Raw genomic sequence first — 20,744 nt, 5'->3', positions numbered from 1 at the left:
TATTGATCATCATTCACCATGCTGGCGCTTGCCAGCATGCCCCATTCTGTCGCACTATCTGTTACGAAAGTGAGGCGGTGAGATGCGCTATTTTGTCCTGAGCCTTGCGATGCTGGCCAGCGTCAGCGGTCCAAGCGCCGCCAGTGGCGCTGCCGGAACCATGCCGGATGGCAATGGGTGGCAAGCCGAAAGCCTGATCGTCGGCAGGGGTTCCACCCTGACGATCGCAGGGGGCTACACCCCGACCATGCCGCGCCACAGTGGCGTTTCCCACATCACCATCCAACGTGCCAATGGCAGCACGTCGGCCTGTTCGGGTGCCTTGCTGGCCGATCGGATCCATGTGCTGACCGCCGCCCATTGCCTGAGCACCGGTCCAGGCTCGGCAGCGCCAAGCAAAACCACGGTGCGTTTCTCGGCCAATGTCCACGCCGATTCCGATGTCAGCCGGTTCACCACCGATGGCAGCAACCGCGCCTTGATCATGGCCAGCAGCAGCTTCGTCCATCCCAACTATACCGGCCAGGTTGTCGATCAGAATGATATCGCGGTGCTGCGCCTGTCCAAGGCCGCCCCCAGTTGGGTGCAGACCTATGATCTGGCCACGGATGTATCACTGGCCGGCCGGGGCTTTGAAGTGGCCGGCTATGGCATGCGCTCGACGGTCGGCGGTGCAGTGGGCAGCAATACCGGCAGCGGTCTGTTGCGGGTGGGACAGAATGATTTCGATTTCCGGTTGGGCGATCTCAGCTTTGGCGGCCTGTTCACCAGATTGTTTGGCACGGCCCCCAACAGCTTCAACTGGCTGTCGGATTTTGACAGCGGGCTGGCGGCCAACGATGCCAGTTGCATCGTGGCGGGCGTCTGCGGGCTGGGCCGCGGCAACCGCGAAGCCGCCGTCGCTCCGGGCGATTCGGGCGGCCCCGCGTTTGTGGATGGCCGGCTGGCCGCCCTGACCTCCTTCGGCCTCAGCTTTGGTCGCGCCAATGGTGATGTGGACACAAGGCTCAACAGCAGCTTCGGCGAGTTCAGCGGCTTCGTGCCGGTTTCGATCCACAGCCGCTTCCTCAGCGCCATCACCGGCTTGCGCTTTGCCGCGCCGGTCGCGCCCCAGGCGCTGAACAACGGTTTCCAGTCGGTACAGATCGGGTTTCTGGCCCGCGCCGCCAATCTGGCGGTGCCTGAACCAGACAGTTGGCTGATGCTGATCCTTGGCTTTGGCCTCACCGGTGCGGCACTGCGCCGCCAGCGCCAGACCCGCCGCCTGTCCCCCGCCTGACCCGCGCGCATCAAAAAAGGGCCGGTGTTGCCACCGGCCCCCTGGCCTTCAGCGACCGCGAGATTACGGCAACATAACCGCATCGACGACATGGATGACGCCGTTCGACTGCATCACGTCGGCAATGCGCACATGGCTCATGCCGCCCTTGGCGTCGGTCAGCATCACGACATTGCCCATCAGCGAGGCGGTCAGCTTGCCACCCTGCACGGTGGTCAGTTCGGCCTTGCCGCCGCCCGCCTTGATGGCGGCAACCACATCGGCGGCGGTGAAACGGCCAGCGACCACATGATAGGTCAGCACCGCGGTCAGCGTGCCCTTGTTCTCCGGCTTCAGCAGCGATTCAACGGTGCCGGCCGGCAGCTTGGCAAAGGCGGCGTTGGTGGGGGCAAACACCGTGAACGGACCGGCGCTCTTCAGCGTATCGACCAGGCCGGCGGCCTTCACGGCGGCGACCAGCGTGGTGTGATCCTTGCTGTTCACCGCGTTGTCGATGATGTCCTTCGTCGGATACATCGCCGCACCGCCGACCATCGTCTGGGCGCTGGCCGCAGGCGCAAGGCCGGCCGCTGCAATGGCAAACAGCGCGGCGCGCAGCATGTTGGTTTGACGCATGGGGGATGCTCCATAATCTCGCAGGCCCGCCAGGTTCGGCGGACATGGCAAGTACGCCATATGGGCATCGATTGCTGCAGTGCCGAGTGCCGCTGCGACAAAGCAGGCTGGCCACCCCAGTGAACCGCCGCCTTATGCGGCAGACAGTGCGCCAGTGGCGATGATCGGACCAGTCGGTGCCCCGGTGGGGGACCCGCCGACCGGTTCGATGGAGATCGCCAGGATCGAACCAGGTTTCAACCCGGCCAGCCGTTCGCGCGGGATGGCGTGGCTGCTGCCGGCCGATATATCGATCACGCCCAGCGATTTGGGCGCCGCCTGGCCTTCGATCACCCACAGTTCCGGCACTTTGCCCGCCTGATTGGCGCCGCCCTGTGCCACGGGCGCAAAGCGCACGGCACCGCCCACCGGATCATAGGCCGCCGCCAGCAGCGGCCGCCCTTCGGCATCGGCCAGCGTGGCCACCAGTGCGGGACCGGCATTGACAGCGGCCGGTGCGACCGTGGTTGCGGGCGGCATGGCCAACAGGGCGACGGTGATCGCCGCCAGCACCGGGCCACCAATGCCCACGGCGCGCCACAGCGCCAGATTGTGCCACCAGCCGCCGCGCGCTGCCGGAACCGCCGCTGCGGGCGTCGATGTCTGCCGGGCCGACTGCACTTCGGCGGCGATCGCCTGCCACAGCGACGCCGGCGGAGCCACGGGCGCGGTGGTTTCATCGAGCGGACCGAGCAATGCCTGCCAGCGTGCCACGGCTTCGCGGAACGCGGCATCGCTGGCCAACCGCACTTCGGCGGCCTTGCGCTCGGCGCGGCTCATGCCGCCCAGCGCATAGTCCATGGCCAGCGCTTCGGCTTCGGTCAGACCGGCCAGGCCATTGTCGCGGCTGCCATCGCGCGGCGTCATGCTCATGCCTCGCTGCCTTCCAGCTGGCCGCGCATGCGGATCAGGCCGCGACGGACCCAGCTTTTCAGCGTGCCCACCGGCACCGCCTCGCGAACGGCCAGTTCCTCATAGGTCACGCCTTCGAAATAGCAGGCGCGGATGGCGGCGGCATGGCGCGGTTCCAGAAGGCCAAGCGCGGCGTGCAGGCGTCGGGCATCCTGGCTGGAGACCAGCGCCGCATCGGGGGCCGGGCCCGTGTCGGCAAGATCATGGGCGGCTTCGACAGGCACGTGGGCGCGGGCCGGGCGGGCGCGCAGCCGATCGATGGCGCGGTTGCGCGCAATCGTCGCCACCCAGGTGATCGGGCTGGCCCGAGCCGGGTCGAACGTGGCCGCCTTGCGCCACACAGACACATAAACCTCCTGCAACACATCTTCGGCTTCCTGCCGCTCGATCAATATACGCAGGGTGATGCCGAATAGTTTTGCACTGGTGCGATCATAAAATTGCTGGAAGGCCTGGGCATCGCCATCGGCCACCCGCGCCAGCAAGGCGGCAAGCTCGGCGGCGCCGGCGCTATGGGCGTGTGGCGCGGTCACGATGCGACCAATCCACCGATCGGCCCTTCTGCGCTGCCGGTAACGAACTGGCGCACATATGCATTGTCGCAGCCGTCCAGTGCGGCCAGCGGTCCCTGCCAGATAATTCGTCCTGCGTGCAACATTGCAACCTTGTCTGCGATAACCCTGACGCTCGTCATATCATGCGTAATCGTGAGCGCTGTTATTTTCAAATCCTTAACGAGAGTGCGGATCAAATTATTGATTTTTGCCGCGTTGATCGGATCGAGACCGGTGGTGGGCTCATCAAAGAAGAGGATCGGCGGGCGCGCGGCAATGGCGCGGGCCAGCGCAACGCGCTTCAGCATGCCGCCCGACAGCTCGGATGGTTTGAGATCGGCAACTTCGGCGCCCAGCCCCACGCGCGCCAGATTGTCGATCGCCACAGCGCGGCGGTTGGCGGCACTGCCACCCAGGGCAAAGCTGATGTTGCGCCAGACGCTGAGCGAATCGAACAGGGCGCCACCCTGGAACAACATGCCGATGCGGGTGCGGTGGGCGGCCAGCGCCGCGCCGCGCAGCCCGGCCACCTCTTGCCCATCCACGCGGATCGATCCGGCATCGATGGGGATCAGGCCCAGGATGGATTTCAGCAGCACCGATTTGCCCGTGCCCGATCCGCCGATGATCACCAGGCTGGTCCCCGGCTGCACGGCCAGATCGACGCCGTCCAGCACCTGGCGGCGGCCAAAGCGCTTGGCGACGCCGGACAGGGCGATTGAGGGCGTCATGATCCGAACACGATCACGGTGATGATCAGGTTGGACAGCAGGATCAGGATGAAGCTGGACACCACCGCGTTGGTGGTCGCCCGCCCGACGCCCGCCGCGCCGCCGCCGCTGTGATAGCCGTGATAACAGCCCATCAGCGCAATGAAGAACCCGAACACCGCCGCCTTCACCAGGCTGGAGACGACATCGTCGATCTGCAGATAGCGCGCCGTCGTGGCGAGATATTGCGCGCTGTTGAAGCCCAGCCGCTGCGTGGCCAGCAGCCAGCCGCCCATCACGCCCAGCGCGTTGGAGACCAGCACCAGCGCCGGCATCACCAGCACGGCCGCCAGCAGCCGCGGCGCCACCAGCCAGCGGAACGGATCGGTGCGCAGCGTGACCAGCGCGTCGATCTGTTCGGTGACACGCATCGTGCCCAGTTCGGCCGCCATGGCCGATGCGACTCGCCCGGCGACCATCAGCCCGCCCAGCACCGGCCCCAGCTCGCGCACCACGCCGATCACGGTCACCGCCGGCACGGTGGCGGCGGCATTGAAACGGCTGCCGCCAATGAAGATCTGCTGCGCCAGCGCGGAGCCGGTGAAGATCGCCGTCAGCCCCACCACCGGCAGCGACAGCCAGCCGATGATCAGCATCTGTTGCGCCAATTGCCCCGGATACCAGGGCGGCCGCAGCAGCGCCGCCACTGCCGCCGCGGCAAAGCGCGCCAGCCGGCCGATGGCGGCAAGGCCGGCAAGCACCGGCGCACCGATGGCGGCGAGCACGCCGATCATGCCCAGATCCGTTCAAAACGCTGGCCCAACGCCACCAGCAATTCGTAACTGCTGCGCCCGGCCAAGGCCGCCACGGTTTCCGGATCGAACGGGATATCGAGCCAGTCGCCCTCGGCCAGGCCGGGGGCATCGGTGACGTCAAAGCTGCACAAATCCATGGAAACCCGCCCGGCCACCGGACAGCGCACGCCGTCAACCAATGCCCAGCCGGCACTGGAAAGCCCACGCGCATAGCCATCGGCATAACCCAGCGCCACCGTGGCAATCCGGCTTGGCCGTGTCGCAGTGAACGCGGCGGCATAGCCCACGGTGCCGCCAGCCGGCACGTCGCGCAGTTGCAGGATGCGGGCGGCGATGGCGGCAACCGGGCGCGACGGCCGGCCATCGGGCAGCAAGCCCCCGCCGAACAGGCCGATGCCGGGCCGCACCCGATCGAAATGATATCCCGGCCCCAGCGCCACGCCGGCCGAATTGGCCAGCGCGCGCATGCCGGCCGGAATCTGCGCCGCGAGCCCGGCAAAAACGTCGCGCTGCGCGGCGTTCATCGGATGCGCGCGCTCATCGGCACAGGCGAGATGGCCATGCAGCACCGCAATCTCGATCCCGGCCAGCGCGGCGGCGGCGTCGGCCGGCGCCAGGCCGAGCCGGTTCATGCCGGTCTCGATCATGGCGTCGGCCGGCCGCCCGGTCTGCCGCCACAACGCCGCCTGCGCGGCCGTCATCAGCACGGGGCGCGCCGGCAGTTGCAGCGCCGCGGGCAGCTCCGCCGCGGTCACGCCGTGCAGCACCGACAGCGTGACGCCATCCGGCAGTGGCAATAACGGCGGCACTTCGTGCCAGTGCGCGACATAGAAGGTCCGGCAGCCGGCGGCGGCCAGCCGCAGCAGTACGGCGCGGGCGCCCAGGCCATAGGCGTCGGCCTTGATCGCGGCACCGCAATCGGCCGGCCCGACGGCGGCGGCAAAATCCTGCCAATTGGCCACCAGCGCTGCGGCGGACAGGTGCAAACGGGCCATGGGGGGCGGGCGAAGGTCCACGCCTGCGAATAGCCAGCTTGTTCATGGCCACGCAAGCGTTTGCGCGCTATTGCGTGCGCATGAACAAGTCTGTCCTTCTCGCCGCGCTGGGCGCCGGCACCCTGATTACGCTGGCCATCGGCACCCTGCCGGCGGCCGCCCAGGCGCAACCGCGCCCCGATACCGAATTCTGCGCCAAGATGCGCGCCCAGGATCCGGGCGGCATCTGCACGCCCAAGGGCGAATATGTGACGCCGGAGAAGGTTTATCTGCCGGATGGCACGGTCAAGATCCGCTCCACGGGCAATTGATCACCGAATTCAGTCGAACAGCGACGAGACCGAGCTTTCTTCGGCGGTGCGGCGCATGGCTTCGGCGAGCAGCGGCGCGATGGTGATCAACCGTACCCGGCTGGAGGCGCGCACCGCCGGGGTGGCGGCGATCGAATCGGTCACCACCAGTTCCGACAGCGCCGATGCATCGACCCGCGCCACCGCGCCGCCTGACAAAACACCGTGGCTGACATAGGCGGTCACGCCGGCCGCCCCGGCCTGCATCAGCGCGGCCGCCGCGTTGCACAAGGTGCCGGCCGAATCGACGATGTCATCGACCAGGATGCAGCGCCGGCCGCGCACGTCGCCGATGATGTTCATCACCTCTGATTCGCCCGGCCGCTCGCGGCGCTTGTCGACGATGGCCAGCGGCGCATTGCCCAGCCGCTTGGCCAGGGCGCGCGCCCGCACCACGCCGCCAACGTCGGGCGAGACGACCATCAGATCGGCCAGGCTCATGCGCGACAGGATATCGGCCGCCATCACCGGCGCGCCGAACAGATTGTCGGTGGGGATATCGAAAAAGCCCTGGATCTGGCCGGCGTGCAGATCGAGGCTGAGCACACGATCGGCCCCCGCCATGGTGATCAGATTGGCCACCAGCTTGGCCGAAATCGGCGTGCGCGATCCGGATTTGCGATCCTGCCTGGCATAGCCGAAATAGGGGATCACCGCCGTGATGCGCCGCGCCGACGCGCGTTTCAGCGCATCGATGCAGATCAGCAATTCCATCAGATTGTCGTTGGCCGGCGCGGCGGTGGGCTGCACCACGAACACATCCTCGCCGCGCACATTCTCATGGATTTCGACGAAAATCTCCTCGTCGGCAAAGCGCCGCACCGAGGCGTGGGTCAGCGGAATTTCCAGATAGGCGGCGATGGCCTTGGCCAGTTCGGGATTGCCGTTGCCAGCCAGGATCTTCATGTCGCGTACCGCTCGCTGTCGCTTCGTCGCCGCCGCATAGCCGCCCTGTCACACAGGTGCAACCTTGTGGACTTCGTCAGCTTGCCAGCGCCTGCTCCAGCGCCGCCACCAACGGCACATCGGCGGGCGGCATCGGCAAGGCGGCCATGGCTTCGGGGCGTTCCCAGCGCAGTGCCTGGCCGTCGCGCCCCACCGGCTCGCCAGTCCAGGCCCGGCACCAATAGAGCAGCATCACCAGATGGAAATCGGCGTACATATGGCTGACGAAGGTGAACGGCTGCAGCGGCCCGGCGATGATGCCGAGTTCCTCCTCCAGCTCGCGTGCCAGCGCCGCTTCGGGCGTCTCGCCAGGCTCCAGCTTGCCGCCGGGAAACTCCCACAGCCCGGCCAGGGATTTGCCGGGCGGGCGCTGTGCCAGCAACACGCGTCCATCATCGGCGATCAGGGCGGCCGCCACCACATGCACCAGCCGCATCAGCGCCAGACCACCAGCTTGACCCGGTCCCCGGCCTGCAACCGGGCATTGCCGGCCAACTGATTGAGCGTCAGGAACCGCGCCAGCCGATCATCGTCATAGGCCATGCGGGCGGCGAGGCCCTGCACGGTATCGCTGGCTGCCACCCGCACCACCTGGATACGGCGGGTGCGAATCGTGCCGATTTCCTGCGCGCTCAGCTTGCGGACGCTGGCGGCGACCGGCGCAATCGCCGCCGCCTGGCCCTGCGGTGCGATGGCGATCAGCGTGAAGGCCAGTTGCGGCGTCCAGCGATAGACCGTGAGCGTGGCCTCCACCGGGCCCTGATTGGTGCCGGCGCGGATGCTGCCGGTCACCGCATCAAGCCCGTTGATGCTTGTGGCTCGCATCGGCGGTGCGGTCACGCCCAGTTGCTGCCAGCGTGCCGCGGCAATGGCGTTCAGATCGCCGGCGCGGGTGGTGGCGGCGCGAAATTCGAAACTGGCGCCATTCGGCCCGCGCCCGCTCAACGCCTCGGCGCCATTGCCGAGCACATAGCCGGCCGGTGCGGACAGCGCCAATTGCAGCCCGCCGTGGCGGAAACTGCTGCCCTGCACGACGCCTTCGGCCGGATCATCATCATAGGCCAGGCCATCGATGGCATTCAGGAACGCATCGCGATTGTGGGCGCGCGCGCCGGCACGCGGCAGCAGCGTCTGGGCTTCGCCGCGAATGCGCGCCACCCGTTCCTCATTGGCCGGGTGGGTGGAGAGCCATTTCGACGGTTCGGCGCCGCTCTGGCCCTTCAATCGTGCTTCCAGCGCGGTCTGCGCGCCCAGCGCCGCCAGGCTGTCGACACTGCCCAACGGATCATAGCCGGCAGTGGCCAGGTAGCGCACGCCCAGGCTGTCGGCCTGGCGCTCCTGCTCGCGGCTGTAGCCCAGCGTGGTCAGCCCGGCGACCAGCCCGGCCCCGCGCCCGACCAGATCGGAACCGGTGATGGCGCCGGCCACGCCGGCCAATATGTTGGACAGCATGGCGCGATTCTGCCGCTTCTGGCCGTGGCGGGCCGCGACATGGGCGACCTCGTGTCCCATGACGAAGGCCAGTTCGGCTTCGTCGTTCATCAGCGCCAGCAATTGCCTTGTGATATAGACATAGCCGCCGGGGATGGCGAAGGCGTTGTTCACATTGCTGTTGAGCAAGGTGACATTGTAATCCTGTGCCCGCGCGCCGCCGCCCGATTGCACGGCAATCTTCTGCCCGACGCCGCGCACATAATTGGCCACCGGGCCGCTCATCGCGCCGCCGAATTGTTGCAGGATCTGCGGATGGGCCTGCGCGCCTTCACGGCGCTCGCTTTCGGTCAGGCCGGGCGGGGCCTGCGCCAGCACAGGGGCGGCAAGGCCAAGCAACAGGGCCGCGGACAACAGGGGGGGGAGGCGGTTCATGGGGCAATATTACCCCAAAGCGTGCGTTTCGCGCCAGCCGCAGATCAGAGCTGGCGGCCCATGCCGAGATACTTGGCCCGGCGCTGGGCAATCAGTTCGGCCGGGCGCTGTACCAGCAAGGGCTGCAGTTCGGCCGCGATCGCCATGGTCAGGGACGCAATGGCCGCGGCCGGATCGCGGTGGGCGCCGCCCAGCGGTTCGGCAACGATATTGTCCACCACGCCCAGATTCCTGCACTCGCTGGCGCTCACCCGCATCGCTTCGGCGGCGTCGCCGGCGCGGTTGGCCTGTTTTTCGGCGGCGCGCCACAGGATGGAGGCGCAGCCTTCCGGCGAAATCACGGCATAGACGGCGTGTTCCATCATGATCACCCGGTCGGCCGCGGCGATGCCGATGGCACCGCCCGACATGCCTTCGCCGGTGATCACCGCGATGATCGGCACGGGAGCGGCCAGAAACGCGGACGTGGCGCGGGCAATGGCTTCGGCCTGGCCGCGCGCTTCGCCATCGACGCCGGGGTAGGCGCCGGCGCTGTCCACGATGGTCACCACCGGCACATTGAAGCGCCCGGCCAGTTCGACCAGCCGCGCCGCCTTGCGATAGCCTTCGGGGCGGCCCATGCCGAAATTGTGGCGCACGCGCGCGGCGGTATCACGACCCTTTTCGTGGCCGATCACCATCACCGGCACATTCTGGCCGCGCAAGCGCCCGATGCCGCCGATGATCGCCGAATCCTCGCCAAAGGCCCGATCGCCGGCCAGCGGCAGGAAATCTTCGACCAGCACCTTCACCATGTCGGAAAAATGCGGGCGCTGCGGATGGCGGGCGACCAGCGTCTTCTGCCAGGGCGTCAGGCGCGCATAGGTTTCGGCCAGCAGCCGCCGCGCCGCGCCATCAGCATGGCGCGCGCCGGCTTCATCGCCGCCGGCGCGATAATCGGCGGCGCGCTGTGCGATCTGGGCGATCGGCTTTTCAAAGTCGAGATAGGTGCTCACATCTGTGGGCCTAGGCGAAAATTCGCGCTTTGGTCAACTGCCGCCATGGTTTCACCCTGTCGCAGGCCGGTCAGGCGCGCTGCCAGCGGAAATACCAGACCTCGTGGCCCAGCCGCCGCGCCTTGGCTTCATACCGGGTTTGCGGCCAATCATCGGGGCGCACCTGGAAATCGGCCGGCCCGTCGATCAGCCAGTGAAAATCGCGGCGCTTGGCCATCTGCATCAGCGCCCACTGGCAATAGATCGGATGATCGGTGCCGAAACGATACTCGCCGCCGGGTTTGAGCACGCGGGCGATTCGGTCGATCGGGCCGGGGTTCATGAAACGGCGCTTGGCATGACGGGCCTTGGGCCACGGATCGGGATGCAGCAGGAACACCCGATCCACACTGGCCGGCGCCAGCCGCTCCAGCACATCCAAGGCATCGCCGTGATGGATGCGGACATTGGCAAGGCCGTCATCGCGCACGGCCATCAACGCGCCCACCACACCATCAACGAACGGTTCGGCACCGATCAGGCCGACATCCGGATGGGCGGCGGCCTGGGCGGCCATATGCTCACCCTTGCCGAAGCCGATTTCCAGCCACAGCGGGCAATCGTGGCCAAACAGGCTTGTCGCTGTCAGCGCGCCGGCTTCGGGCACGGCGATATGCGGCAACAGATCGGCAAACAGGGCCGCCTGGCCGGCCCGCAGCGCATGGCCCTGCCGCCGGCCATAAAGGCGGCGCAGCGTGGTGGGGTCTGAAACCGGCGCTGCGGCGTCGGATGCGGTCGAATCGGCCATGCAGCGGCCAATGCCCGATTGCCGGCGCGGCGAAAAGGCCGCCCAGCATTGCCGCACCAAAACGCCGTCGGCACGCGCGCTGCTTGCGCTTTGCCACAAATCTGCCGCAAGAGAGGTTTCGCCGGAACCAAGCCGGCCGTTACAGATTGGGGCCGGATGTTGTCGGGTGTGAAATCGCTGGTAATGGGCGGTCGCGAAGTGTGGCCGCTTGTGGAAGGCGGCAAGGGCGTTTCCGCCACCAACCATGCCTCGTCGGGCGCCTGGGCGCTGGCCGGCGGCGTCGGCACGGTGAGCGCGGTCAATGCCGACAGCTATGATGACGATGGCAACATCGTGCCGCAGATTTACCGTTCCGCCACGCGCCGGGATCGCCATGAGGAACTGGTGCACTATGGCATCGCGGGCGGCATCGCCCAGGTCCAGCGTGCCTATGAGATCGCCGCCCCGGAATTGCAGCGCGGCATCGGCGCCATCAACATCAATGTGTTGTGGGAAATGGGCGGGGCGCAGCGCATCCTGCACGGCGTGCTGGAAGGCACGCGCGGCCTGGTGAACGGCGTGACCTGCGGGGCGGGCATGCCCTACAAACTCTCCGAAATCGCCGCGCAATATGGCGTGCATTATTATCCGATCATCTCGTCTGCCCGCGCCTTTCGCGCGTTGTGGAAACGCGCCTATTCCAAGGCCGCCGAATGGCTGGGCGCGGTGGTATATGAAGATCCCTGGCTGGCCGGTGGCCACAACGGCCTCTCCAACGCCGAAGACCCGCGCAGCCCCCAGGACCCGTATCCGCGCGTCGCCGAACTGCGCGCCACCATGCGCGAACTCGGCGTGTCCGAATCGGTGCCGATCGTCATGGCCGGCGGCGTGTGGCGGCTGGACGAATGGGCCAACTGGTTCGACAATCCCGAACTGGGCCAGGTGGTGTTCCAGTTCGGCACCCGGCCTTTGCTCACCCAGGAAAGCCCGATCCCGCAGGCGTGGAAGGAACGGCTGCTGCATTTGAACGAGGGCGATATCCTGCTGCACAAATTCTCGCCGACCGGGTTCTATTCGTCGGCCATCCGCAACCCCTACCTGCGCGCGCTGGAAACCCGCAGTGAACGGCAGATCGCGTTTTCGACCACAGCGACGGGCGATCACCAGTTTGCGCTGGATGTCGGCGTGGGCAGCAAACGCTTTTTCGTCACCGGCGGCGATCTGCTGCACGCACGCGAATGGCACGGCGCCGGTTTCACCGAAGCGCTGAAAACGCCGGACAACACATTGGTGTTCGTCACCCCGGCCGAACGCGCCGACATCCGCAAGAATCAGGCCGATTGCATGGGCTGCCTATCGCACTGCGGCTTTTCGGCCTGGAAAGACACCGACACCAATAGCACCGGGCGGCTGGCTGATCCCCGCAGCTTCTGCATCCAGAAGACGCTGCAGGATATCGCCCACGGCGGTGATCCGGAGCAGAATCTCGCCTTCGCCGGTCACAGCGCCTATCGTTTTTCCAGCGATCCCTGGTATTCGAACGGCTTCATTCCGACGGTGAAGCAACTGGTGGAGCGGCTGCGCACTGGGGAGTGAGGTCGCCCGCACGCGGCAAACGCACCAGTCATCCCGAACTTGTTTCAGGATGACTGGGTGTTTTGGGGCGCGCGTCACCTTCAGCGAGCGTGGATTGGCGGCTTTTCAACGCAGCCGCAGCACCGTGAGGATCGGGCCGCCGCCCGGCCGCTGCACCAGCACCGCGTCAGCCAGCCCCGGCGTTGCCGCCGGCCGCGCCCAATGCGCGGCACTTCCGGTCCATGCGCCGAGCTTGACCAAATCGTGCACGACATTGCGGTGCGGCAGGGTGCGGCCGGCATTTTCGCCGGCGCGTACCGGAACCTGCACGATCCTGGGATCATAGCGCACCAGCCAGACGTCCGCCTTGCCAGTGCCGGCACCCAGATCGATGCGGCCGGCCTTTTCGGTCAGGCTCGGCGTCGCGTCGGTTCGCGCGCCCCCCGTCACCGCGCGGCCCAATTCGGCGGCGCGGATGCCGGTCACGTCCACGCGGCCGTTGATCACGGTTTGCGGGGTCCAGACATTGTCGTGCTTGAGGCCATCGCGGTAGGCATATTGGCGCTGGGTGAATTCCGGCTTGGCAAAACGGTCCTTCCAGCCGAGCCGATCCCAATAGGTGACGGCGAAGCTGAGCACCAACAGGTCGGGCCGATCGGCCAGCGCCATCACATTTTCATTGGCGGGCGGGCAGGAGGAGCAGCCCTGGCTCTGGAACAATTCGATCACGCTGGGGTGCGCGGCATCGGCCGCGAGCGCCGGCGCGGCGATCAGGGACAGGGCGGCGAACAGGACGGCGAGGCGGCGCATGGGAGGGCTTTCGAACAGGGGCCTCTCCTGTTCGTGCCAAACGCCGCAATCGATACAGGCGCTCAGAGATCGACGCAGATCTTGCCGAAATGCTTGCCCGATTCCTGGTGGCGGAAGGCGGCGCCCAGCTCGGCGAGCGGGAACTGCGAATCGATCACCGGGCGGATGCCGTTCTGGTTGATGGCGCGGATCATGTCCTGCTGTTGGCGGCGGGTGCCGACGGTGATGCCGATCAGGCGGATCTGCTTGGCCATCAATTGCACGGTGGGCACCGGCCCGGCAAAGCCCGCCAGCACGCCGATCAGGCTGATATGGCCGCCGATCGCGCAGGCGGTGATCGATTCGGGCAGGGTGCCGGCGCCGCCGATCTCGACGATATGATCGACACCGCGGCCATGCGTGATGCGCATCGCCTCGCCGCCCCAGCCGGGGGTCGTCTTGTAATTGATCACATGATCGGCCCCCATCGCCTGCAGCCGCGCCAGCTTCTCGTCGCTGCTGCTGGTGGCGATCACCGTCGCGCCCATGGCCTTGGCGAACTGCAACGCAAAGATCGAGACGCCGCCGGTGCCCTGCACCAGCACGACATCGCCGGCCTTCAGCTGGCCTTCGGTCACCAGCGCGCGCCAGGCGGTCAGGCCGGCGCAGGTCAGCGTCGCGGCTTCGGCGTGGCTGTATCCGAAGGGCGCGTGGGTGAAATTGGTGGCCGGGGCGATCACCTCCTCCACGGCATAACCATCGGCGCCATCACCCGGCACGCCAGCAAAGCCGGCCATCGAGGGGCGGCCATCCAGCCAGGTCGGGAAGAAGGTGGAGACCACCAGGTCGCCCGGCCGGAATTCGGTGACGCCTTCGCCCACGGCCAGCACATCGCCGGCGCCGTCGCTCATCGGGATGCGGCCATCGGGTGTGGGGATGCCGCCGACCACGACGATATAATCATGGTAATTCAGGCTGCTGGCGCGGATGCGCACCTTGATCTGGCCAGGGCCGGGATCGCCGGGGCTGGCCATGTCTTCATGGCGCAGATTGTCGATGCCGGCGGGGTGGCGAAGGCGGATGGCTTTCATGGGGGGGCTCCTGTGGGTTGGGAGCAGCCTAGGCCGATTTGCGCGCGCGGCTCCCCTCCCGCTTGCGGGAGGGGCTGGGGGTGGGAATGTCGAACTTCAGTGATTGAGGTTGGTAATTGCGGTGAAACCCACCCCCAGCCCCTCCCGCAAGCGGGAGGGGAGCCGTCAGATCCAACCTTCCAAAACAATATCCGGCGGGCGATGCCCGTCCATCCACACGCGGATATTGGTGATCACCTTCTCGCCCATCGCCTGGCGGCCTTCGAAGGTCGCGCTGCCCATGTGGGGCAGCACCACGACGCCGGGCAGTTCCAGCAGGCGCGGGTCGACGGCGGGTTCATGTTCGAACACGTCCAGCCCGGCGCCGGCGATCTGGCCGCGCTCCAGCGCTTCGCACAGGGCATTTTCGTCGATGATCTCGCCGCGCGCCGCGTTGATCAGATAGGCGCTTTTCTGCATCAGCCCAAAGCGGCGGGCGTCGATCAGATGGTGGGTGTCGGGCGTGTGCGGGCAGTTGATGGTGATGATGTCGACGCGCGCCAGCATCGCATCCAGATCGGCCCACCAGGTCGCTTCCATCTCGGCCTCGGCGCTGGCCGGCAGGCGGGTGCGGTTGTGATAATGCACGGTCAGGCCAAAGGCCCGCGCCCGGCGCGCCACCGCGCTGCCGATGCGGCCCATGCCGACGATGCCCAGCCGTTTGCCCGTGATGCGATGGCCCAGCATCCCGGTGGGCGACCAGCCCTGCCAATCGCCAGCGCGCACCAGTTTCTCGCCTTCGCCCAGCCGGCGCGGCACGGACAGGATCAGCGCCATCACCATGTCGGCAGTGTCGTCGGTCAGCACGCCGGGCGTGTTGGTCACGGTCACCTTGGCGCCGCGCGCCGCGTGCAGATCAAGATGATCGACGCCCACCCCGAAATTGGCGCACAGCTTCAGCTTGCCGCCGTCGCGGCCGGCGTCAAACACCGTGGCATCCAGATGATCGGTCACCGTGGGCACCAGCACATCGCAGCGCCGCGCCGCATCGGCCAGTTGCGCCTGGCTGAACGGCGTGTCGGTCAGGTTCAGTTCCACATCGAACAATTCGGCCATGCGGGTTTCCACGGCCTGCGGCAGGCGGCGGGTGACGATGACCTTGGGGCGCGGCGTGTTCGGCATGAGGGGAACCCGAATTCAGGAGCGTTGGCGAGTCGCCAAGGCTTGCGCGGCAACGGCCGAACGGTCAAGAGAAAGCCATGCTGCGCCTGTTGCCTGTGGCCGCCTTGCTGGCCTTTTTTGCCGCGCCTGTCGTGGCCACGGATTTTGCTGACGGCACCACCGATCTGCCGAAGCCGCGCTTTGTGTCGATCAAGCGCGGCAAGGCCATGATGCGCAGCGGCCCCGGCGAACGCTTCCCGATCAAATGGGAATATCGCCGCCCCGGCCTGCCCATGGAAATATTGAAGGAATATGAAATCTGGCGCCAGGTGCGCGACCCCGATGGCGAGATCGGCTGGATGCAAAAGGCGCTGCTGGCCGGCCAGCGCACCGGCATCATCAAGGATCAGGTGCGCCTGATGTATGTCGCCCCCGATGTGAACAGCCGCATCGCCTGGCGCATCGCCCCCGGTGCGGTGGTGACCATCACCCTGTGCGAAGACATGTGGTGCCGGGTGAGCAAGGACGGCAAATCCGGCTATATCCTGCGCGGCGAGATGTGGGGCACCTACGCCCGCGAGAAGATCGAGGGATAGGGTCGATCGCACCGAGACTGGTGCGCCCCTCTCCCTTGAGGGGAGAGGCGACTCGCCGTCTTCGGCGAGCGGGTGAGGGTGGCCTCTTGTTTCGGGGTGCGGGTTCACCCTCACCCGGCGCGCTGGCGCGCGTCTCGCCTCTCCCCTCAAGGGAGAGGGGCGCGTCAGCATCAGGCCGGCGCCTTGCCCGGCGGCAGATGGCCGGCGGCATGCAGCAATTGCGTCAGCTCCTGCACGGCCCTGGTCAGCATCACCACTTCCTGCTCGCGCAGCGCGTCGATCTTTTCGTGGAGCAGTTCGATCTCCAATTCGGCCTTCACGTTGATCTCGTAATCATTGGCGGCGTCGCGGCGGTCGATATCCTGCTGCCGGTTCTGGCTCATCATGATGATCGGCGCGGCATAGGCCGCCTGGAACGACAGCACGAGATTGAGCAGGATGAACGGATAGGGATCCCATTGGCCCATATAGGCGGCGATATTCAGGGTCACCCAGATCGCCAGCACCACCGACTGGATGATGATGAACCACCATGATCCCATCGTGATCGCCACCCGGTCCGCCACGCGCTGGCCCAGGGTGAGCGGCGCTGCGGCTGCGGCCGGCTGCTTGCGGTTTTCGGCACGGCGCTCCCGCAGGCGGCGCAACCGGTCGATGTCGATATGGTCTGCGTTGCGCATCTGGCGATGATCCCGTGGTGAAGCGGCCCGGCACAGCCATGGTGATCGACAAGCAGGTCGCCGGCAATCCGGTTCACCCGTCAGCCTGCAACCGCCCGCCGCCACGCACGAAGCCCACCAGCAGCAGCCCCACCGCCAGCAGGCCGATCACTGGAATGAACCCCGCCGCCTGGCTGCCACCGGCGCGCGTCGCATGTTCCACCAGCAGCGGCCCCAGCCACATGGTCGCCGAACCCGACAGCGCATACAGGCCGAAAAACGCCCCCAGCCGTTCCGGCGGCACCAGCCGGGTCATCAGCGTGCGCGATGAGGCATAGGCGGCGGTCACCGTGATGGCGAGGCCGCAGCCCAGCCCCAGGAACACCAGTTCCTGAAGCGTCGCAAAAAATGGTGCATCCCACACGCGGATCGGCGCCACCGTCTGATACAGGATGCGCGCACGGCCGCTGCCCAGCAACGCCGCCTCCATGATGATCAGCACCGCCAGTTCGGCCATCAACGCACGCCGCGGGCCCAGCCAGGTATCCAGCCGGCCGGCCAGCAGCCCGCCGGCCACCGCCGCCGTGCTGAGCGTGACCGCATAGCCCAGCATCTCCAGCGTGCCCCACTGCATCACGCCTGCGGCAAACACGCCGCCGAACAGCAGGATCGCCGTCAATCCATCTGTGAACAGCATCCGCGCCAGCAGATAGAGCAGGGGATTGGCATTGCCGCGCACCTCACGGAACAGACGCAGCAGATCGCCCAGGCCGCCCACCAGCGCCGCACCCATTCTGGCCTGCGTGCGCGGCCGATCCGGCGACCACAGCAGCAACGGCACGATCCCCACCGCCATCAGCACCGCCGCAATCGGGCCGGTCAGCCGCGACGGTTCGCCCAGCGCCGGATCGAGCCCGAACAAGGGCTGGGCCGGCAGGAAGGCCCAGTCCACCGTGCCGGGCAAGGCAAAGCCGAACAGCAGCGCCACCAGCATCACCACGCCCGTGGCATTGCCCATCGCCAGGCCAAGCCCGCTGGCCCGCGCCGCGCCGGAGATCCCGGCCGCGGGCACCAGCAAAGCATTGTGCAGGGTTTCATGTGCAGACAGCAGCCAGGTCATGCTGGCGCCGACGAACATCACCCAGGCCACCCCCAGACCATCAAGGCCGCTGTCTTTCGGCACCACAAACCACAGGCTGGCGGCCAGGCAGGTCATCAGGGCCGCGACCAGCGCCAGGAAGGGCTTGCGCGGCCCCAGGCGATCGACCGCGGCGCCGAGCACCGGCATCGTCGCCATCACCGCCCAGCCGCCCCATTTGCCGATCTGCGCGATCAGCGCCTGCCCGATCACCGGATCGCCGACGACATTGGCCACAAACCACGGGGCAAAAATATAGATGGAGACCAGGATGATATAGGGGTCACGCCCGGCCTGGGCGATCACCCAGCCGGCGGCGGCTCGGGATGGTGGCGCGGCGGCTTGGCTCAAGGATTTGCGCCGGGTGCCAGAGCCGGCCCAGGCAGGGGCACCGCTTCGGCCGCCGCGCCTTCCAGTTCGGCCAGCGCCGCTTCGGCCGCGCGCAATCGATCGGTGTCGGCCAGCCAGGCGCGCACCAGCGGTTCGGAGCGGGCGGCCGGGCTGGCCCGCAGCCGCGCGGCCGCGCCGGCCAGATCGCCGCGCGCCATCGCAGACTGTGCCTGGGCCACCGGGCTGCCGGTGGCCGCGCCGGAAAATGCCGCTTGCACCCGGTCCATCAATGCCTGCCACCAATTGGGCCGCGCATCGCCGCGCGCCTGATCGGCCAGCCCGGCCAGATCGCGCGCCAGCCGCGCCGGTGTGACCGGCTGCGCCGACACCGCGGCCACCGCGGCCACCGCGTCGCCATGGCGCGGCTCGAACAATCGGCGCGTGGCGGGCAACAGCGCATCGAGCGGCCGGCCGGCGGCCACCGCCCGGCGCAGCAGCAGCACGGTCAGCATGGCTTCGGCGCGATCGGCGCTGGCCTGAACGGCGGTGATCAGATTGGCGTCGCGGGCTTCCTCCACCGCCAGCCGTGCGGTCAACTGGCTGACCTGCCCGGTCAGGGTGTCGATGCGCTGGGCATCACGTTCGATCTGATCGGTGCTGCTGTCCACGCGGGCTTCGGTTGCGGCGAGGCGTTCGGCGGCAACCACCGGTGCCCCGGCCGCCGCCGTTTGCGCCCGCGCTTCCAGGGTCTTCAGCCGCGCGGCAAGTGCTGCCGTGGCCGGATCGGCGATCACCGCCGGCGTCGGCACGAACGGCAGCCGGCCGCGCACCGCCTGTTCGAACCAGGGATTGGCGATGATGCCGGCGGCAAAGGCAAACAGCGCGGCGGCCACCGCCCAGGGCAGTCCGCTGCGCGGCGCCGGGCGGGTGCTGGTGGCGGGCTGCGACATCAACCGGGCGCGCAGACGCTCGGTCGCGGCCAGGCTGGCCTCGTTGATGTCACCCCGGTCGAACGGCTCGTTCATGGCCTCACCCTAGCCGGCTTTGGGCAGCGTCGCCAGCAGGGCATCGTCGTCCGGATGGGCGGCGGTGTGGGCGGCGCGCCAGCCCGGCCCGGCGGCGGCCAGGGTGGCGGCGCTGATGGCATGCACCGCGATCTCCGCGCGCTGCCCGCCCAGCCGATCCCATTCGCTGGCAAACTGCCGGGCGGTGCGCGGCGAATGCAGCAGCACGGCCGTCGCATCGGGCAGCAGCGGCAGCGGCTGCAGCACGGCGCGGTACAGGATCACCACGTCAACCGTCAGGCCGGGGGGCACTTGGGTGGCGGTGCGGTCTTCGCCGGCCAGGTGCAGCAGGTGGCGGTACGGGCCGGCGGTTGCGCCATCGAGCAGCGCCTGCACCGTGCCCGGCCCCATCGGATCCTGCGCCTGCACATCTGTCCAGCCGGCGGCGCGCGCGGCAGCGGCGGTCGCGGTGCCGACACACAGGGCGGGCAGGTGGAGCAGCGATTGTGCCTGTGGCCCGGCCAGCCGCGCGGCGGCCGCGCTGGTCAGGATCACGGCGTCGGGCGGGGTGGCTGGCAGCGTCCAGTCCGCTGGCTCTGTGGCCAGCAGGGGGTGCAGCAGCGGCGCATGGCCCAGCGCCGTCACCCGCGCCGCGGTCGCCGCTGCGCCGGGCTGGGGGCGAACGACAAGTACGCGCATCAGGCGCCGGGCGGGTGGAACAGTCCGCGCAGGGCATGGCCGGCGCGGCCGAGCAGTTCGGCAGCCAGCGCCTCGACGCGCGCCTGTGCGTGATCAATCCGGGCGCTGAAACTGCCCGCCTGCACTTCGCTGCCGTCTTCGGCGAGAAGCTGGGCCCGGAACGCGATGGTGTCACCGGTCAACTGCGCCAGCGCCGCGACCGGGGAATGGCAGGTGCCGCCCAAGGCCGCCAGAAAGGCGCGTTCCAGCGACACGCACATGAATGTATCCGGGTGATTGATCGGCGCCAGCCGCAGCAGCGTCATCACATCGCCTTCGCGCGCCGTGATGCCCACCGCGCCCTGGGCGCTGGCCGGCAGCATCGCGTCCAGCTCGATCAGGCTGCCGACCGACTGGCCGAGTCGATCCAGCCCGGCGGCGGCCAGCAAGGTGGCATCGATGGCGCCGGATTCCACCTTGGCCAACCTGGTGGCGACATTGCCGCGCAGGATTTCGGTGCTGATATCCGGGCGCTGCGCCTTCACTTGCGCGGCGCGGCGCGGGGATGAGGTGCCGACCCGCGCTCCCTGTGGCAGCGCGGCGATGCTGGTCGCGCCGATCAGCCGTTCACGCACATCGGCGCGCGGCAGCATGGCGGCCAGCGCAATGCCGTCCCGCAACTGGGTTTCGACATCCTTCATCGAATGCACGCCAATATCGATGCGGCCATCGATCAGCGCGGCGTCCAGCTCCTTGGTCCACAGCGCCTTGCCGCCGATTTCGGCCAGCGCGCGATCCTGCACCTTGTCGCCGGTGGTCTGGATGACGACGATCTCCACGTCGTCGTCGGCCCAGCCATGGGCGGCTTTCAGCGCCGCGGCGGTCATGTGCGCTTGTGCCAGC

23 protein-coding genes are annotated in these 20,744 nt (G+C 67.9%); 4 read left to right on the top strand and 19 right to left on the bottom strand.

Features of this window, described 5'->3' with window-relative positions; genetic code table 11:
* Positions 1-82: 82 nt before the first annotated feature.
* Positions 83-1,279, top strand: coding sequence for a trypsin-like serine protease (locus tag ABWP22_RS00890; protein WP_353198040.1), 1,197 nt, complete (start codon positions 83-85; stop codon positions 1,277-1,279).
* Positions 1,280-1,342: 63 nt separating this feature from the next.
* On the opposite strand, the gene ABWP22_RS00885 is transcribed toward ABWP22_RS00890, so the two are convergent.
* The 6 genes from ABWP22_RS00885 to ABWP22_RS00860 form a co-directional block, all read right to left on the bottom strand.
* Entirely contained in the window at positions 1,343-1,894 is a 552-nt protein-coding gene (locus ABWP22_RS00885) for a fasciclin domain-containing protein (RefSeq protein ID WP_502951070.1), read from the bottom strand.
* A 132-nt stretch (positions 1,895-2,026) separates the two neighbouring features.
* Positions 2,027-2,806 (bottom strand): anti-sigma factor, encoded by a 780-nt coding sequence (locus tag ABWP22_RS00880; RefSeq protein WP_353198039.1) that lies wholly within the window; start codon positions 2,804-2,806, stop codon positions 2,027-2,029.
* A complete protein-coding gene (locus ABWP22_RS00875; RefSeq protein WP_353198038.1) occupies positions 2,803-3,378 on the bottom strand; it encodes a sigma-70 family RNA polymerase sigma factor in 576 nt (191 codons plus the stop codon). Before ABWP22_RS00875 ends, ABWP22_RS00880 begins: the two co-directional genes overlap by 4 nt.
* Complete coding sequence (locus tag ABWP22_RS00870) at positions 3,375-4,130, bottom strand: ABC transporter ATP-binding protein (RefSeq protein WP_353198037.1); 756 nt, start codon at positions 4,128-4,130, stop codon at positions 3,375-3,377. The genes ABWP22_RS00875 and ABWP22_RS00870 overlap by 4 nt, the downstream gene beginning before the upstream one ends.
* Positions 4,127-4,903 carry an MlaE family ABC transporter permease gene (locus ABWP22_RS00865; protein WP_353198036.1) on the bottom strand — a complete coding sequence of 259 codons (777 nt, stop codon included), beginning with the start codon at positions 4,901-4,903 and terminating at the stop codon, positions 4,127-4,129. The genes ABWP22_RS00870 and ABWP22_RS00865 overlap by 4 nt, the downstream gene beginning before the upstream one ends.
* Positions 4,900-5,919 (bottom strand): alanine racemase, encoded by a 1,020-nt coding sequence (locus ABWP22_RS00860; RefSeq protein WP_353198035.1) that lies wholly within the window; start codon positions 5,917-5,919, stop codon positions 4,900-4,902. The genes ABWP22_RS00865 and ABWP22_RS00860 overlap by 4 nt, the downstream gene beginning before the upstream one ends.
* Before the next feature lie 80 nt (positions 5,920-5,999).
* Between ABWP22_RS00860 and ABWP22_RS00855 the strand changes: the two genes are divergently transcribed.
* The gene (locus ABWP22_RS00855; protein ID WP_353198034.1) at positions 6,000-6,230 is read left to right on the top strand and encodes a hypothetical protein; all 231 of its coding nucleotides are present in this window, start codon (positions 6,000-6,002) and stop codon (positions 6,228-6,230) included.
* 9 nt (positions 6,231-6,239) lie between these two features.
* Here ABWP22_RS00855 and ABWP22_RS00850 read toward each other — a convergent pair whose 3' ends face one another.
* The 5 genes from ABWP22_RS00850 to trmB form a co-directional block, all read right to left on the bottom strand.
* On the bottom strand, positions 6,240-7,175 hold the full coding sequence (locus tag ABWP22_RS00850) for a ribose-phosphate pyrophosphokinase (RefSeq protein ID WP_353198033.1): 936 nt from the start codon (positions 7,173-7,175) through the stop codon (positions 6,240-6,242).
* Between the two features lie 76 nt (positions 7,176-7,251).
* Positions 7,252-7,650, bottom strand: a complete 399-nt coding sequence (gene mutT, locus ABWP22_RS00845) for an 8-oxo-dGTP diphosphatase MutT (protein WP_353198032.1) — start codon at positions 7,648-7,650, stop codon at positions 7,252-7,254.
* Positions 7,650-9,080, bottom strand: coding sequence for a M48 family metalloprotease (locus ABWP22_RS00840; RefSeq protein WP_353198031.1), 1,431 nt, complete (start codon positions 9,078-9,080; stop codon positions 7,650-7,652). Before ABWP22_RS00840 ends, mutT begins: the two co-directional genes overlap by 1 nt.
* A gap of 44 nt (positions 9,081-9,124) precedes the next feature.
* Positions 9,125-10,075 carry an acetyl-CoA carboxylase carboxyltransferase subunit alpha gene (locus ABWP22_RS00835; RefSeq protein ID WP_353198030.1) on the bottom strand — a complete coding sequence of 317 codons (951 nt, stop codon included), beginning with the start codon at positions 10,073-10,075 and terminating at the stop codon, positions 9,125-9,127.
* 70 nt (positions 10,076-10,145) lie between these two features.
* Positions 10,146-10,862, bottom strand: coding sequence for a tRNA (guanosine(46)-N7)-methyltransferase TrmB (gene trmB / locus ABWP22_RS00830; protein WP_353198029.1), 717 nt, complete (start codon positions 10,860-10,862; stop codon positions 10,146-10,148).
* Positions 10,863-11,018: 156 nt separating this feature from the next.
* Here trmB and ABWP22_RS00825 point away from each other — a divergent pair, with 156 nt between their 5' ends.
* Positions 11,019-12,437: an NAD(P)H-dependent flavin oxidoreductase gene (locus tag ABWP22_RS00825; protein ID WP_353198028.1), complete on the top strand. Its 1,419-nt coding sequence runs from the start codon at positions 11,019-11,021 to the stop codon at positions 12,435-12,437.
* Positions 12,438-12,542: 105 nt separating this feature from the next.
* Here ABWP22_RS00825 and ABWP22_RS00820 read toward each other — a convergent pair whose 3' ends face one another.
* The 3 genes from ABWP22_RS00820 to ABWP22_RS00810 form a co-directional block, all read right to left on the bottom strand.
* A complete protein-coding gene (locus ABWP22_RS00820; RefSeq protein ID WP_353198027.1) occupies positions 12,543-13,226 on the bottom strand; it encodes a DUF1223 domain-containing protein in 684 nt (227 codons plus the stop codon).
* A gap of 62 nt (positions 13,227-13,288) precedes the next feature.
* Positions 13,289-14,296 (bottom strand): zinc-dependent alcohol dehydrogenase family protein, encoded by a 1,008-nt coding sequence (locus tag ABWP22_RS00815; protein WP_353198026.1) that lies wholly within the window; start codon positions 14,294-14,296, stop codon positions 13,289-13,291.
* A 165-nt stretch (positions 14,297-14,461) separates the two neighbouring features.
* A complete protein-coding gene (locus tag ABWP22_RS00810) occupies positions 14,462-15,457 on the bottom strand; it encodes a 2-hydroxyacid dehydrogenase (RefSeq protein WP_353198025.1) in 996 nt (331 codons plus the stop codon).
* A 77-nt stretch (positions 15,458-15,534) separates the two neighbouring features.
* Here ABWP22_RS00810 and ABWP22_RS00805 point away from each other — a divergent pair, with 77 nt between their 5' ends.
* Complete coding sequence (locus ABWP22_RS00805; RefSeq protein ID WP_353198024.1) at positions 15,535-16,032, top strand: SH3 domain-containing protein; 498 nt, start codon at positions 15,535-15,537, stop codon at positions 16,030-16,032.
* A gap of 170 nt (positions 16,033-16,202) precedes the next feature.
* Here ABWP22_RS00805 and ABWP22_RS00800 read toward each other — a convergent pair whose 3' ends face one another.
* The 5 genes from ABWP22_RS00800 to hemC form a co-directional block, all read right to left on the bottom strand.
* Positions 16,203-16,712, bottom strand: a complete 510-nt coding sequence (locus tag ABWP22_RS00800; protein WP_353198023.1) for a DUF1003 domain-containing protein — start codon at positions 16,710-16,712, stop codon at positions 16,203-16,205.
* Positions 16,713-16,785: 73 nt separating this feature from the next.
* Positions 16,786-18,180 (bottom strand): MFS transporter, encoded by a 1,395-nt coding sequence (locus ABWP22_RS00795; RefSeq protein WP_353198022.1) that lies wholly within the window; start codon positions 18,178-18,180, stop codon positions 16,786-16,788.
* Positions 18,177-19,184 (bottom strand): hypothetical protein, encoded by a 1,008-nt coding sequence (locus ABWP22_RS00790; RefSeq protein ID WP_353198021.1) that lies wholly within the window; start codon positions 19,182-19,184, stop codon positions 18,177-18,179. Before ABWP22_RS00790 ends, ABWP22_RS00795 begins: the two co-directional genes overlap by 4 nt.
* Positions 19,185-19,193: 9 nt before the next feature.
* Entirely contained in the window at positions 19,194-19,862 is a 669-nt protein-coding gene (locus ABWP22_RS00785; RefSeq protein ID WP_353198020.1) for a uroporphyrinogen-III synthase, read from the bottom strand.
* Positions 19,862-20,743 (bottom strand): hydroxymethylbilane synthase, encoded by an 882-nt coding sequence (gene hemC, locus ABWP22_RS00780; RefSeq protein ID WP_353198019.1) that lies wholly within the window; start codon positions 20,741-20,743, stop codon positions 19,862-19,864. Before hemC ends, ABWP22_RS00785 begins: the two co-directional genes overlap by 1 nt.
* Position 20,744 lies beyond the last annotated feature (1 nt).

It is taken from the genome of Sandarakinorhabdus sp. (assembly GCF_040398665.1).
Lineage (GTDB): Bacteria > Pseudomonadota > Alphaproteobacteria > Sphingomonadales > Sphingomonadaceae > Sandarakinorhabdus.
Note: the sequence above shows the minus strand (reverse complement) of the source record. Positions and strands in the feature narration are given on the sequence as shown.